12 protein-coding genes are annotated in these 12,979 nt (G+C 72.5%); 4 read left to right on the top strand and 8 right to left on the bottom strand.

Annotation, left to right across the window (positions count from 1 at the left end):
• Positions 1–86 precede the first annotated feature (86 nt).
• The 3 genes from ACYVF7_RS48200 to ACYVF7_RS48190 all read right to left on the bottom strand — a co-directional run bounded on the left by ACYVF7_RS48200 (position 87) and on the right by ACYVF7_RS48190 (position 3,519).
• Positions 87–1,253 carry a CU044_5270 family protein gene (locus tag ACYVF7_RS48200; RefSeq protein WP_460352976.1) on the bottom strand — a complete coding sequence of 389 codons (1,167 nt, stop codon included), beginning with the start codon at positions 1,251–1,253 and terminating at the stop codon, positions 87–89.
• On the bottom strand, positions 1,250–1,807 hold the full coding sequence (locus tag ACYVF7_RS48195) for an RNA polymerase sigma factor (RefSeq protein ID WP_460352974.1): 558 nt from the start codon (positions 1,805–1,807) through the stop codon (positions 1,250–1,252). The genes ACYVF7_RS48200 and ACYVF7_RS48195 overlap by 4 nt, the downstream gene beginning before the upstream one ends.
• A gap of 581 nt (positions 1,808–2,388) precedes the next feature.
• On the bottom strand, positions 2,389–3,519 hold the full coding sequence (locus ACYVF7_RS48190; RefSeq protein WP_460352972.1) for an RNA-guided endonuclease InsQ/TnpB family protein: 1,131 nt from the start codon (positions 3,517–3,519) through the stop codon (positions 2,389–2,391).
• Positions 3,520–3,714: 195 nt separating this feature from the next.
• Between ACYVF7_RS48190 and ACYVF7_RS48185 the strand changes: the two genes are divergently transcribed.
• Positions 3,715–4,620 carry an aminoglycoside phosphotransferase family protein gene (locus ACYVF7_RS48185; RefSeq protein ID WP_460352970.1) on the top strand — a complete coding sequence of 302 codons (906 nt, stop codon included), beginning with the start codon at positions 3,715–3,717 and terminating at the stop codon, positions 4,618–4,620.
• Here ACYVF7_RS48185 and ACYVF7_RS48180 read toward each other — a convergent pair.
• From ACYVF7_RS48180 to ACYVF7_RS48160, 5 genes are all read right to left on the bottom strand, one after another.
• Positions 4,606–5,907: an MFS transporter gene (locus tag ACYVF7_RS48180; protein ID WP_460352969.1), complete on the bottom strand. Its 1,302-nt coding sequence runs from the start codon at positions 5,905–5,907 to the stop codon at positions 4,606–4,608. The two genes, ACYVF7_RS48185 and ACYVF7_RS48180, sit on opposite strands and share 15 nt — an antisense overlap.
• A complete protein-coding gene (locus ACYVF7_RS48175; protein WP_460352967.1) occupies positions 5,904–6,563 on the bottom strand; it encodes a helix-turn-helix domain-containing protein in 660 nt (219 codons plus the stop codon). The genes ACYVF7_RS48180 and ACYVF7_RS48175 overlap by 4 nt, the downstream gene beginning before the upstream one ends.
• Positions 6,564–6,719: 156 nt before the next feature.
• On the bottom strand, positions 6,720–7,898 hold the full coding sequence (locus tag ACYVF7_RS48170; RefSeq protein ID WP_460352965.1) for an RNA polymerase sigma factor: 1,179 nt from the start codon (positions 7,896–7,898) through the stop codon (positions 6,720–6,722).
• Between the two features lie 91 nt (positions 7,899–7,989).
• Positions 7,990–8,487: a cysteine dioxygenase gene (locus tag ACYVF7_RS48165; RefSeq protein ID WP_460352963.1), complete on the bottom strand. Its 498-nt coding sequence runs from the start codon at positions 8,485–8,487 to the stop codon at positions 7,990–7,992.
• Between the two features lie 5 nt (positions 8,488–8,492).
• Positions 8,493–9,380, bottom strand: a complete 888-nt coding sequence (locus ACYVF7_RS48160) for an amidohydrolase family protein (protein WP_460352961.1) — start codon at positions 9,378–9,380, stop codon at positions 8,493–8,495.
• Between the two features lie 198 nt (positions 9,381–9,578).
• On the opposite strand from ACYVF7_RS48160, the gene egtA reads away from it, so the two are divergent.
• The 3 genes from egtA to egtC are packed head-to-tail and all read left to right on the top strand — an operon-like array spanning position 9,579 to position 12,951.
• Positions 9,579–10,937: an ergothioneine biosynthesis glutamate--cysteine ligase EgtA gene (egtA, locus tag ACYVF7_RS48155; RefSeq protein ID WP_460352960.1), complete on the top strand. Its 1,359-nt coding sequence runs from the start codon at positions 9,579–9,581 to the stop codon at positions 10,935–10,937.
• Entirely contained in the window at positions 10,928–12,217 is a 1,290-nt protein-coding gene (egtB, locus tag ACYVF7_RS48150) for an ergothioneine biosynthesis protein EgtB (protein WP_460352958.1), read from the top strand. The genes egtA and egtB overlap by 10 nt, the downstream gene beginning before the upstream one ends.
• Positions 12,217–12,951 (top strand): ergothioneine biosynthesis protein EgtC, encoded by a 735-nt coding sequence (gene egtC / locus ACYVF7_RS48145; protein ID WP_460352957.1) that lies wholly within the window; start codon positions 12,217–12,219, stop codon positions 12,949–12,951. The genes egtB and egtC overlap by 1 nt, the downstream gene beginning before the upstream one ends.
• The last annotated feature ends 28 nt before the right edge of the window (positions 12,952–12,979 follow it).

Below are 12,979 nucleotides of genomic sequence, written 5' to 3'. Positions count from 1 at the left end.
CGAGCGTGACCGCCGCAGCGGCGGTTTGAATGGTTCTTGTCTTCTTAGGCATGTGAAGGCTTTCGTGGGTTGGTGGGTTCGGGGTTTCAGGGGGTGGGGACGGCGCCGATCTTGTTCACCCAGCCCTGGCCTTCGAAGGCGACGTAGGTGCTGGCGCCGTGCGCCCCCGGGGTGCCGGGGCGGTTGCCGGGCCGCTGCTCGACGTCGAGGAGCTGGGCGGTCACCGGGTCGACCACCAGCCGTCCGATCACGCCGTCAGGGGTTTCGGCGGTGATCGTCACGCCGGACCTGCCCTCCCGGTCCTTGATTCGTCCGGTGACGCGGACGGACGGGTACTCCGCGAGGATCCGGTAGAGCGCCGCCCGGGTGCCGGGGGTGGTCGGTGCCCTGAACAGGTCTCCGGCGTTTTCAAAGACGTACAGACCGAAGTCGGCGGGGGCTCCGTAGCCGTTCGCGCCGCCCTTGCGGTCCTCCTGCCACAGCTTCCGCAGGTAGCTCTCCAGGCCGCTCTTGGTCGCCGGCAGCTTCGCTATGGTCTTCCACTCGATCTCGTGGGAGCCGATATCGGGGTTCGCCGAATGCGAGCCCTTGTCGTACGTCGTCGTGAGCGGCTTGGATGCCGTCGTGCCACCGTTGACCATCAGTGGCGGTGAGCCCGCAGCCCGCCAGGCCGCCTCGTCCTTCTTGGCGGGGAAGGTGAGCTTGATGTCGAGCGGCAGGTGCGTACGAAACCGCATGCCGGTGCCGCTCGGCAGGGCGCACGCCCATTCCTCGGTGCTGCTCGCGGTCTGGGCCTGGAACGTCTGACGCTTGCCCTTGGGGATCGGGGCGTGCGGGCCGGGCTTGTTGGGCATCAGGTCCTGCCACATCCGCGTCCGGGTGTACCAGCAGGTCCCATGGGTGGCGGGCTGCTTGGCGACCGTCTCCGCGCTGGCCAGCAGGAACGCGCGGGTGTCGAGCGCCCTGTTAGGTTCGGCGTTGCCGTTCCCCGCCGTATCGCCATCGCGGCCTCCGGACAGCAGCCCTGTGACCAGCACCGCCGTGGCCGCCACCACCGCCGTCGCGCCGGTGGCGAAGGCCAGCCGCCGGACGGGCCGCCGTCCCGGGACCAGACCCCGGCTCACGGTGGCCTTGCCGGCGTGTGCCCGGACCGCCCTCGTGTCGGGGCGTCGCTCGTACGCCGCGTCAGCGAGTTCGTCCACCATCGCCGGCTTCAGGGCGTTGATCACGCTGTCGAGCTCGTTCTGCTTCACTGCTTCTCCGAAATCACTCGGGGGCGCGGGGCGCGTTCGGGCGTCTCCGTGCCAGGCTCGTGGGACGTGCCGAGTGCCCTGGCCAGCCGGCGGCGTCCGCGGTGCAGTCGGACGGTGAACGTGGCGCGGGAGCAACCGGCAACCCGGGCCGCGTCGGCGGGCTCGAGGCCGTGCCAGGCGGTCAGGGTGACCGCTTCGGCCTCCTTGGGGGACAGGGCGCGCAGGGCCGCCAGCGCCTGGTCGCGGGCGACGACGTGGTCGGCGGCGTCCCAGGCGTGCAGGTCCGCGTCGGTGGTCAGGCCGGCCAACCGGTCGACCAGGCGGCGCGTCTGACCGGCGGTGCCGTGGGACTGGCGGGCCAGGTTCCTGGCCACGGCCAGCAGCCACGGCAGCGCCCGCTCGGGAACCTCGTCGATCTTGCGCCACGCGACCGTGAACACCTCGTTGGTCACGTCATCGGCCGCCTGGGGCGCGACCCGCAGCACGACGTAGCCGAAGACGTTGCGGTAATACATTTCGTAGAGGCGGGTGAATCGGGCCTCTTGCTCGTCCACGCCACCTCCTTTCTTCGGGGGACACGAACGCCAAGAAGTCGGAGAAGGCGTCACCGGATTACGCGGGAGATCGAGAATTCTTCACGATCTCCGCCCGCCCGGACCGTACGAGGCGCCAGGCGGTCTTTCCACCGCGCAAAACCGATTGACCGGTCCACATCAACTCGACCATGTCCGCCAACGCCCGCCACGTCATCCGCGAGATCCTCGCCTGACAGAGCGCGCTAACCGGCCCGGCGGCGCTCAGCGTCTGGACTGCTACGGGCTGGCTCCTCCGCGCTGCCGGCCAGTCCGCGCCGGCGGTCCGTCTCGCGCCACTCCGGCCGCAACCCGGTCAGATTGGTCGTGCTTTACGGCTTCTTCTGGGCGCCTTGGGTGCGCGCGTGCCGAGGTCATGGGATGCGCCCAGTGCCCTGGCCAACCGGCGGCGTCCGCGATGCAGCCAGACGGTGAAGGCGGCACGGGAGCAGCCGGCGACCCGGGCCGCACCGGCGGGCTCGAGCCCGTGCCAGGCGGTCAGGGCGACCGCCTCCGCCTCCTTGGCGGACAGGGTCCGCAGGGGGCCAGCGCCTGGTCGCGGTCTATGACGTGGTCGGTGGCATCCCAAGCGTTCCGATCGGCGTCGATGGCCAGATCGGCCAGCCGGTCGACCAGGCGGCGCGCCTGACCGGCGGCGCCGTCGGACTGGCGGGCGAGGGTCCTGGCCACACCCAGCAGCGCCCGCTCGGGAATCTCGTCGATCTTCCGTCACGCGCGTGCACACCTCGTTGGTGACGTCCTCGGCCGCTGGGGCGCGATGCGGTGGTGGGTTTGGCGCGGCGTGCGCGTCTGACGACTGCCCTCCCGGCAGCCGGGACGAGCGCGTGGCCCGTCCGATATCTGTGCAGGATGTTGCGTGCGGCGTTCAGGTCGGCGTTGCCGGTCCACCCGCACTCGGGGTTCTTGCACACGAACGTGGCCTGATCTTCGCGGCTGCCCGGTGTGGTGGTGTGGCAGGCGTGGCACGCCTGGGAGGTGCCCGGAGCGGGCACCTTGTGCAGGACCCCGCCACGGCGGGCGGTCTTGTACGCCAGTATCTGGACCGTTCGTCCCCACGCTTCCTGGTGGATGGCGCGGTTCAGCCCGGACTTTTGCGCGACGTTCGTCCCCGGTGCCTCAACCGTGCCCTTGGCGGATTTGACCATGCCGACGATGTTGAGTTGTTCCACCACGATCGTCCCGTACCGGTCGGCGAGGCCAGTGGTGGTCTGGTGCTGCCAGTCCAGGGCACGGCGCTTGGCTGTGGCGCGGAGCGCCCGGATCTGGTCATAGGTCCGCTGCAACCGGCGCGAGGACCGCTCACCCGGCTTGCGGAACGACTTGCGGTGCGCGGCCCGGCGCTCCAACCGCACCAGCTTGGCCTTCTCAGTGGTGGTGAGCCATTTGTCCCGGTCGGCCTTGCCGCCGACGGTGCGGGGCCGTCCGTGGTCGCGGTGGTCGCCGTCGGACAGGGCTAGCGGAATCCTCACCCCGGCATCGATCCCCACCTGCGGCCCGCGATGGGGCGGGGGTACGGGTTCCAGGGTCTGGACACGGAAGGCGATGTGCCAGCCCAGCGCGTCTTTGACCAGCCGCGCTCCGGTGATCCGATTGCAGGCATCGGCCCGCTTACCGACCGGGAGGTCTTTGGTCCAGCGGAACCGGACCCGGCCGACCTTGGGAATGTTCACCATCCCCCACCGGCGATGGACCCTCCTCTCTTCTCGGGACACGAACGCCAAAAAGTCGGAGAAGGCGTCACCGGATTACGCGAAAGATCAAGAATTCTCCGCGAACCCCGCCCGCGCAGACCGTACGAGGCACCGGCAGGGCTTCCCGAGGTGCAAAACCGATTGACCCGCGGGGCCTCGCGGCGATCTCATCGGCGGATGGTCAAGATGCATGCCGACGAGGTGGAGACCGGCGCGGAGCTCGTCGGGCGGCTGATCCGCGGGCAGTTCCCGCAGTGGGCGGACCTGCCGGTCGAGCGGCTCGCCTCCGGGGGGACCGTTAACGCCGTCTACCGGATCGGCGCCGAGCTGACCGCCCGGCTCCCGCTCACGGCGGGAGGCGTGGAGGCGCTGGAGCGGGAGCAGCGGTGGCTTCCGAGGCTCGCGCCCGTGCTGCCGGTCACCATTCCGACCGTGGTCGGCCGGGGCGAACCCGCCGAGGGATACCGGTTGCCCTGGTCGGTGCACCGGTGGATCGAGGGCGAGTGCCCGGTCGAGGGCAGGGTCGCCGAGCCCGAACTCCTGGCGCGTGACCTGGCGGCGTTCGTCACGGCCATGCGGAAGGTCGACCTCGACGACGCGCCCGTCGCCTACCGCGGGGTGCCGCTGGCGACCGTCGACGCGGAGACGCGCGCGGCGATCGAAGAGCTGCGGCACACCGACGAGCCCTTCGACGCCGAGGCGGCGATCGCGGCCTGGGAGGAGTCGCTCGCCGCACCGCCGTGGACGGGCGCGCCGTGCTGGGCGCACTCCGACCTCATGCCCGGCAACCTGCTCGTCGCCGGGGGAAGGCTCACCGCGGTCCTGGACTTCTCCACCGCCGGCCTCGGCGACCCCGCCTGCGATCTGATCGTCGCGTGGAACCTCCTGCCCCCATCGGGACGGAAGGTCTTCCGGGACGCCCTGGACGCCGACGACGCGACCTGGGCGCGCGGCCGCGGCTGGGCCCTGTCCATGGCCGTCAGCCAGCTGCCGTACTACCGCCACACCAACCCGGTCATGTCCGCCAACGCCCGCCACGTCATCCGCGAGATTCTCACCGGCGAGAGCTCACTGGACGCTTGATTCCAAGGCGCTGCCGGTGCGGCCGCGCCGGCGGTCCATCTCGCGCCACTCGGGTCGTAGCCCGGCCAGGCTGGTCGTGAGGAAGTACGCGCCGCCGCCGGCCAGCAGCACGGGCGCCAGCCCCCACGACGCCACCGCCGCTCCGCCGATCAGCCCGCCCAGCGGGATGCCCCCCCAGGCCAGCGAGTCGCCCAGGGCCTTGACCCGGCCGAGCAGGTGACGCGGCACCCTTTCGAAGGAGACCGCCCCGATGATCGGGTTGAGGAAGCCGGCCCCGAACCCGGAGATGGCGAACACCGGGACGATCACCCACATCGGTGCGGCCGAGGCGAGGATGAGGAACGGCGGCGCGCCGGCGATCGTGAACCCGGCGAAGAAGACCAGGCGGCGCCGCATACGGTGGGCGATCGCCGCGGCGCACAGGCTCCCGGCGAGGGCCGTCACCGCGTGCGCGCTGTTGTTCAGGCCGATCGCGGCCGCTCCGTTCCCGGAGTCCTTAGCCCACACGGGCAGGAACACCGTGATGAAGCCCGCGTCCAGCAGGTTCGTGATGCCGACCATGATGAAGATCGTGAGCAGGAGCGGCTCGCCGCGAAGGAAGGCGAAGCCCTCGCCGAAACGCCGCCAGTACCCCGGCTCCGCCTGGGCCGATCCAGCCTTCTCCGTCGCGCCGCCCATGCCGCGTGGCAGCACCAGAGCGGTGATCACCGATCCGAGCGCGAAGCAGCCGGCGTTGAGAACGAGGCCGGTCAGCGGGCCGAGCAGTGCGATCAGCGTGCCTCCGGCCGCCGGACCGACAGTGGCGGCCAGCCGCTCGATCGCTCCGGTCAGGCCCGTGGCCCGCGCCGTCGGCACGCGGCTGCGCTCGGCCGCGTCCGGGATCATGACCTCCTTGGCCAGGTCGCCGGGGCCGCGCGCCGCGCCGATCAGTGCGACCAGGGCCAGCAGCACCGGGAAGGTGAGCAGGCCCGTGGAGTGGAGCAGGGGGATGGCACCGGCGGCGCTCGCGCTCACCAGGTCGGTGGTCCACGACACGACCCTCGGGCCGGCCCGGTCCACGAGCGGCCCGGTTAACGTCTTGACCAGCACGTACGGCGTCATCTCACAGAACGCCACCAGCCCGGTCCGCGTGGCGCTGCCGGTCGTGACGAGCACGAACCACGGCAGCGCGATGGCCGAGACCCGGGTGCCGGTCAACGACACGGCGATCGCCGTGAGCAGCCCGCCCAACGGCCGCAGGGTCCGCTTTTCGGATACGCGCGCGGTGGCCGGGATCTCGTCCGTCACGATGTCTCCACCGTCGGCTTCTCGGCGTCCGAGGAGCCGACGGGGGTGACGGTCGCGTCCAGGTCCGGCAGCGTATTAATGATCAGCGAGACCTGTTCGGCGCCCTCCGGAGCTCCGGTCACCGTCTCGGGCGTATCCCGCCGGTACCGCTCGATGACCGCCTGCAGCTCCCTCCGCAGGGCGAGGGCCTCGTCCGGGGTCAGCCGCAGCAGCCAGTCGCTCATACCGAAGGCGTCCCGCCACGGCCGGGGCATCGTCTGAAGTTCGTTGAGTGTCCGCTGGACCCGCAGAGTGTTGGCGGCGGCGACGGACTGCAGGAAGGCGAACGCGGCTTCGGGCTCGCGCTCTGCCAGCTCCGGATCGTTGAAAGACGTGGACTCGTGAACTGAGCGCCACCAGCGCTCTCTCGCGTTCCCGCGCTCGCGATCCTCCTCGACGAAGCCCGCCGCGTCGAGCTGGCGGAGGTGGTAGCTCGCCGTGCCGGAGTTGACGCCCAACCGTTCGGCGAGCCGGGTGGCCGTCGACGGTCCCTGCTTCCGTAGCAAGAGGAGCAGCTCCACCCGTACGGGGTGCGCGATGGCGCGCAGTCCTCTCGCGTCCAGGACGACGACGTTCTCTTCGCCCGGAGGGCGCCGCTGATCCCCGAAGTCGGTCATGATCTTCACGGTAAACCGCGAAGAAATCTTTGCAAAGGGTTCTTCGCGAAGAGTTCTTCGCGGTTCGTTCCGCCGACTCGGCAGGGCCGTGGCCGACGGCGAGGCCCGGTCAACGCGCCGGATGGAGGGTCGCGCTCAGCCGGGTCTCGCGCGCGCTCAGTGCTTGGGGCCGGTCTTCTTCGGGGTCGGGGTCGTGCTCGACGTCACGGCCGGGAGCGGAAGGCCGGGCAGTGAGGTCGTCGGGCTCGGCGTCGCCGGGGCGGACGTCGGCGGCTTCGGCGTCGGCGTCGTGGGGGTGGACGGGCTCGCGGGCGGGCGGCTCGCCGGCGCCGACGAGGAGGGGTGTGTGGGCGTGGGCGTGCCGGACGGCGACGCGGACCCGGCCGTGGACGGCGCCGGTGTCGTGGCGACGGCCGAGGACCCGCCGTTCAGCGGGATGGTGCCGCCTGCCGAGGCCGTGGGACTGGACGTGGCCCGGTGCACGATCCGGGTGTGGTCGTCGACGGTGGAGGCGCCGCGGTCGGTGCCGGCCGGCCAGAGCACGATCGCCCCGATGACGGTCGCGGCGCACGCGGCGAGGGTGAGCGCCTCGGTGAGGACGGCGTGCCGGGCACGGGGCTTGCGGTGGTGGTGGGCCGGCGGCGCGGCGGGCCCGACCTTCGGCTGGGGGCCGGTGTCCGCCTCGGCCGGGCCGAACAGGGTGTCGAGCGGGACGGGCAGGCCGTCGGCGTCGAACAGCAGCGCGCCGCCGGTCGCCCGCTCGGTGGCGGCGCAGGCGGCCAGCACCTGCTCGCGCAGCGACGCCGGCGGGTCGTCCGGCCGGATCACCAGCGCGTGGAGGCGGCCCTTCGCCAGTGCCGTCAGCAGCTCGTCGTCCGCCGCGGCGCCGGCCTCCAGGACGGCGATGACGGCCTGCTCGAGCCGGCGTCGGGCCATCCGGACCAGTTGCTCGGCGGTGTCGCGCGCCACGCCGAGGATCCGTGCGAGATCCTCGGTCTCCAGGACGGCGGTCAGCGCGAGCGCCTCCCGGTGCTCGGGACGCAGCCGGGCCAGCGCGCGCTCCAGCGGCGCCGCTCTGGGGGCCGCCGCGGGCGGCGCGCCGCGGCGTGCGCACTCCGCGCGTGCCAGCGCGTACAGCCACACGGGGAGCGACTCGTCGTCGGGCGGCGGCCCGGCCGGGTGACGGGCGGCGGCGACGAAGGCGTCCCGTACGGCGTCGGCCGCCTCGTCGCCGGCCATGCGGCGGCAGCAGGCGTACAGCAGCGCGCCGTGCTCGTCGTAGAGCAGGCCGAAGGCCTCCGGCTCGCCGGCGCGCAGCGCCTCCGTCAGGGACACCCTCTAACTCCGTTTCGGCCGCAGGTGGCTCGTTCCAAGTCAAGAGCAAGCTACCAGCGTGCCAAAACGTGACGCCAGGGGGACTTCCCCCCTATGCCACCTCGTCGAGCGGGCGGAGTTCGTCCGCGTAGCTGACCGAGACGCGGCGCATGACGCCGCCGTCGTCGATGGAGTACTGCCCGAGGCGCCAGAGCGGGGGCGAGTAGGCGTGGATGGACACGCTGCGGTCCGCCGACCCGACCAGGCGGTGGATGTGCTCAGGGCCGAAGGAGAACGACGCGCCCGACTCCACCTCCACCTCGACGTGCGCGCCGCCGATCCGGGGGTTGCACTCCATGAGGGCGCCGTCGACGACCGCGACCGCGCCGGAGGAGATGTCGTGATCGTGCCAGCCCGTGTCGTTCTCCGGTGTCCAGCACAGCAGCCACACGTCGACGTATTCGTCCCGGTGCAGTGACACGTAATGGCGCTTGCCGTCGGGGAAGTCCACGAGCGCGCGCCACGTCTCGGGGTGGGCGGCCAGATCGTCGACGAGGCGGCGCAGCTCATGCCGGTCGAGGCTTCGTGCAGGCAGGGACTCGAAGGCCACGGGGGTCAGTCCTTTCCGGTGAGTAGGCGATGCGGATTCGCGGTGCGGATGGCGTGCTCGGCGGCGTCGCCGAGGCCGAAGCCGGCGGGGGCCCGCGCGTACGGGCGGTCGGAACCGCACACGATCGTGTCGATGCCGATCGCGCGGATCGTGGCGTCGACGGCGCGCGGCCCGTACGACGACGTCTCCAGGTAGGCGTCCGGGTCGACCTGGCCGCGTCCGCCGCCGCGCGCGGCCAGGCGTTCGCCGTGCAGGGGGGCGAGCCCGGCGAGCAGCGCGAAGCACACGCGCAGCCCGGGATGGCGCGGCCGGCCGAACGCGCGGAAGGCGAACCAGGAGGCGTGCATCTGCTGGACGTACGGGACCAGCGCAGGCCACCACCCCGGCCCGTCCGTCACCGGCGCCGGGCCGGGGTGGACGAAGAGCGGCCGGCCGCGTTCCTCCAGCAGCGCCAGGAGCGGCCCGCACCGGTCGTACCCCGCCGCGTCGAGCAGTGCCGTCGCGGGCAGCTGCAGGCCGGTGAACCCCTGGTCGAGGAGCCTGGCGAGGGCGGTGGCGTCGATCTCGGCCAGGCCCGCGGAGGCCCACGCGCGGAACGGCTCGGGCAGCAGCAGCACGTCCGCGTGGTGAGCGTCGAGCAGCGGAGCGCCCTCCCTGGGAGGCAGGAACTCGATGCCGAGCGGCGCGGACAGGGAGGTCAGCGCGAGATCGACGCCGTCCTCCTCGAGGGCGGCGGTGCGGCGCGCCACGTCGTGATCGGCCGGGTCGACCTCGAACGGCGCCTCGCCGGCGAGGTGGAGCGTCCAGTGGTCGAGTCGGGGAGGGGCCGTACGCCGCCGGAGCGCCTCGACGAACGCCGGCCCCCAGAGGTGCTGGTGGACGTCGATCCGCACGTGGGCCTCCTAGGCGTTGAACGCTCCTGAACCGGTTCACTGAACCGTATCAGTGTACCGGTTCAGTTGACCGTTTCACCCGCTCGGAGGTCACCAGGTGGACACCTCGGGCTTTACGCAATGAAAAGTACTTTTCGGATTATTGATGCGGTTCAGTAGGGAAAGCTCTCCGTTCGTCGCCGGATCGGAGGTGGGCCGATGAGCCGCCTGACCATCGATGAGATCTACGAACACGTCAAGGGAGTGTGCTTCAAGACAGGGCCACCGGGGCTCGTCGGCGTGGAGACCGAGTGGTTCGTGATCGACCGGAGCGCTCCGGCACGGAGCGTTCCACTGTCGCGTGTCCAGGGGGCGATGGAGGCGGCCGGGCCTCCGCCGGCCGGAAGCCGCATCACGTACGAACCCGGCGGCCAGCTCGAGCTCAGCTCGTCCCCTCAGCGAGGCCCCGCCGCCGCGTACGCCGCGATCGCGCGGGACATCGCCCACGTCGGCGCCCACCTGGCCGAGAAGGGACTGGTCCTGGAGGGGCGCGGCACCGACGACCGGCCCACGGAGTTCCAGGCGACCGAGGGCCGCTACCGCTGCATGCGGGAGTACTTCGGGGAGTTCGGCCTGCGCATGATGTGCGGCACCGCATCGCTCCAGGTCTGCCTCGACATCGGCGCCGACGACAAGGACGCAGCCCGGCGATGGCGGCTCGCGCACGCGCTCGGGCCCGTGCTGGTCGCGGCCTTCGCCAACTCGCCCGGCCCGTCCGGGCGGTCGAGCCGGCAGATCGTGTGGGAGACGCTCGACCAGGGGCGCACCGCGCCCGTCGGCGGTGACGACCCCGTCGAGGCGTGGACCCGCTACGCCCTCGACGCGCAGCTCATGCTGATCCGCGACGGCTGGGTGGCGGCGCCGGGGATGACCTTCCGCGAGTGGGCGGCCACGGGCCGGCCCGACGTCGGGGACCTGGCCTACCACCTGTCGACGCTGTTCCCGCCGGTCCGGCCGCAGGGCTGGCTCGAGCTGCGGATGATCGACGCCCTGCCGGAGCCGTACTGGCCGGTGCCCCTCGCCGTCGCGACCGCGCTGCTGGACGACCCGCTCGCGGCCGACGTCGCCGAGGAGGCCACCGAGCCCGCCCGGGGCCGCTGGCCGCAGGCCGCACGGGACGCCCTCACCGACCCGGTGCTGGCCCGCGCCGCGCGGCGCTGCTTCGAGGCCGCCCTGGACGCCCTGCCCCGGCTCGGCGCCGACACGCTCGTTCCGCCAGTGGAGGCGTACGCCCGCCGCTTCGTCGAACGCGGCCGCAGCCCGGCCGACGAGGAGGCCGAGCGACGGTCCGGCGGGCGACCCGCTGACCGGACCGGCGGGCGACCCGCCGACGGAGCCGGTGGGCGACCCGCTGATCGGACCGACGGCGGGGGACCCGCCGGCCGGGCCGAGGGCGGGCGACCGGCTGACGGGGCCGGCGGGCGTACGCCCGCGAGGCCCGACGTGTACCCGGCCGTGCCGGGCGTTCCCGCCGGACCGCCCGCCACGACCGCCGAGGAGGAACCCACGTGGACCTGAAGGAACGGATCGCGACCGAGCTGATCGCCGCGCGCGAGCGAAGCGTCGCTCTGACGCTCGACGCGCTCGACGAGCCGGACCTGGTGACGCAGGTCTCGCCGCTGATGTCCCCGCTGGTCTGGGACCTGGCGCACATCGGCAACTACGAGGAGCTGTGGCTGCTGCGCGCCGCCGCCGGCCAGGAGGCGATGCGCCCGGAGATCGACGACCTGTACGACGCGTTCGAGCACCCACGCGCCGAACGGCCGAAGCTGCCGCTGCTCACCCCGGCCGAGAGCCGCGCCTACATCGACACGGTGCGGAACAAGGTGCTCGACTCGCTGGAGAAGGCGCCGATGACGGGCGGCCCGCTCACTGAGGGCGGCTTCGTCTACGGCATGGTCATCCAGCACGAGCACCAGCACGACGAGACGATGCTCGCCACCCACCAGCTCCGCAAGGACGGCCCGGCCCTGCTGGACCCGTCGCCGGTGGTGCCTCCGGCGGGCGACGTCGCCCTGGCCGGGAGGGAGGTGCTGGTCGAGGCGGGCCCGTTCGTCATGGGGACGTCGGACGACCCGTGGGCGTACGACAACGAGCGCGGCGCGCACACCGTCGAACTGCCCGCTTTCTTCATCGACGTCACGCCCGTGTCCAATGCCGCGTACCTGGCGTTCATGGAGAACGGCGGGTACGACGAACCGCGCTGGTGGCATCCCGACGGCTGGGACTGGCGCACGCGGTCCGGGAAGCGCGCCCCGGCGTTCTGGCGGCGGGAGGATGGCCAGTGGGTGCGCCGGAGGTTCGGCCGGACCGAGCCGGTGCCGCCGGAGGAGCCGGTGCAGCACGTGTGCTGGTACGAGGCCGACGCGTACGCACGCTGGGCGGGCAAGCGGCTGCCGCGCGAGGCCGAGTGGGAGAAGGCGGCGAGCTGGGACCCGGCTGCGGGCCGCAAGCGCCGCCTCCCCTGGGGGGACGACGGTGAGCACGCGAACCTCGGGCAGCGGATGATGCGGCCCGCTCCGGTCGGCTCGTACCCCGAGGGCGCGTCGGCGTACGGCGTGCGGCAGATGCTCGGGGACGTGTGGGAGTGGACGTCGAGCGACTTCCGCGGCTACCCCGGGTTCCGCGTCTTCCCGTACAAGGAGTACTCCGAGGTGTTCTTCGGCACCGACTACAAGGTGCTGCGCGGCGGCTCCTGGGCCACGCACCCGATGGCCTGCCGGACGACGTTCCGCAACTGGGACTACCCGATCCGCCGGCAGATCTTCGCAGGGTTCCGCTGCGCGAGGGACGTCTGATGTGCCGTCACCTCGCCTACCTCGGCCCGCCGCGCACCCTGCACGAGCTGCTGTACGCCCCGGAGTTCTCCCTGGAGCGGCAGTCGTACGCGCCGCGCATGAACGGCACCTGCGTCCTGAACGCCGACGGGTTCGGCGCGGGCTGGTACGACGCCGCCCGTGACCGGCCCGTACGGTATCGCCGGTCCCAGCCGATGTGGACGGACGTGTCGTTCGCCGACGTCGCCGAGGTCGTCCAGAGCGGCTGCGTGGTCGCGGCGGTCCGCTCGGCGACGGTCGGCTTCCCGGTCGACGAGTCGTGCGCCCAGCCGTTCACCGACTCCGAGCGGCTGTTCAGCCACAACGGGCGGGTCGAGGGGTTCGCCGGGGTCGAGGCGAAGCTGCGCGAGCTCGCCGGCGACCTCGCGCCGATCCCCGACGCCCGCGCGCCGGTGGACTCGGCCCTGACCTTCGCGCTGGCCGCCGGGCGGTGGCGCGCCGGCGGAACCCTGGCGGAGGGCCTCGCGCACGCCACGCAGACCACCGCCGCGCTGGCCCCGGGCCGCTACAACCTCCTCGCCGCCGACGGGCGCTCGCTGGCCGCCACCGCCTGGGGCGACACGCTGTTCGTCCGGCGAGGCGAGGGAGCGGTGATCGCCTCCGAGCCGTACGACGACGAGCCCGGATGGGAAGAGGTGCCCGACCGTTCCCTGGTGACGGTCGATCACCTCGGGGTACGTGTGAGCCCACTGTGACAAGGCCCCTGCCGGGCCGACGACGGAC

Source organism: Actinoallomurus acanthiterrae (assembly GCF_054775715.1).
This window is presented reverse-complemented; position numbering and strand designations above follow the sequence as displayed.

What these genes read in the sequence shown, in the direction of transcription:
- ACYVF7_RS48190 (WP_460352972.1), bottom strand. Translation starts at nt 3,519, where the DNA reads ATGGTGAACATTCCCAAGGTCGGCCGGGTCCGGTTCCGCTGGACCAAA.
- ACYVF7_RS48185 (WP_460352970.1), top strand. Translation starts at nt 3,715, where the DNA reads ATGGTCAAGATGCATGCCGACGAGGTGGAGACCGGCGCGGAGCTCGTC.
- ACYVF7_RS48175 (WP_460352967.1), bottom strand. Translation starts at nt 6,563, where the DNA reads ATGACCGACTTCGGGGATCAGCGGCGCCCTCCGGGCGAAGAGAACGTC.
- egtA (WP_460352960.1), top strand. Translation starts at nt 9,579, where the DNA reads ATGAGCCGCCTGACCATCGATGAGATCTACGAACACGTCAAGGGAGTG.
- egtC (WP_460352957.1), top strand. Translation starts at nt 12,217, where the DNA reads ATGTGCCGTCACCTCGCCTACCTCGGCCCGCCGCGCACCCTGCACGAG.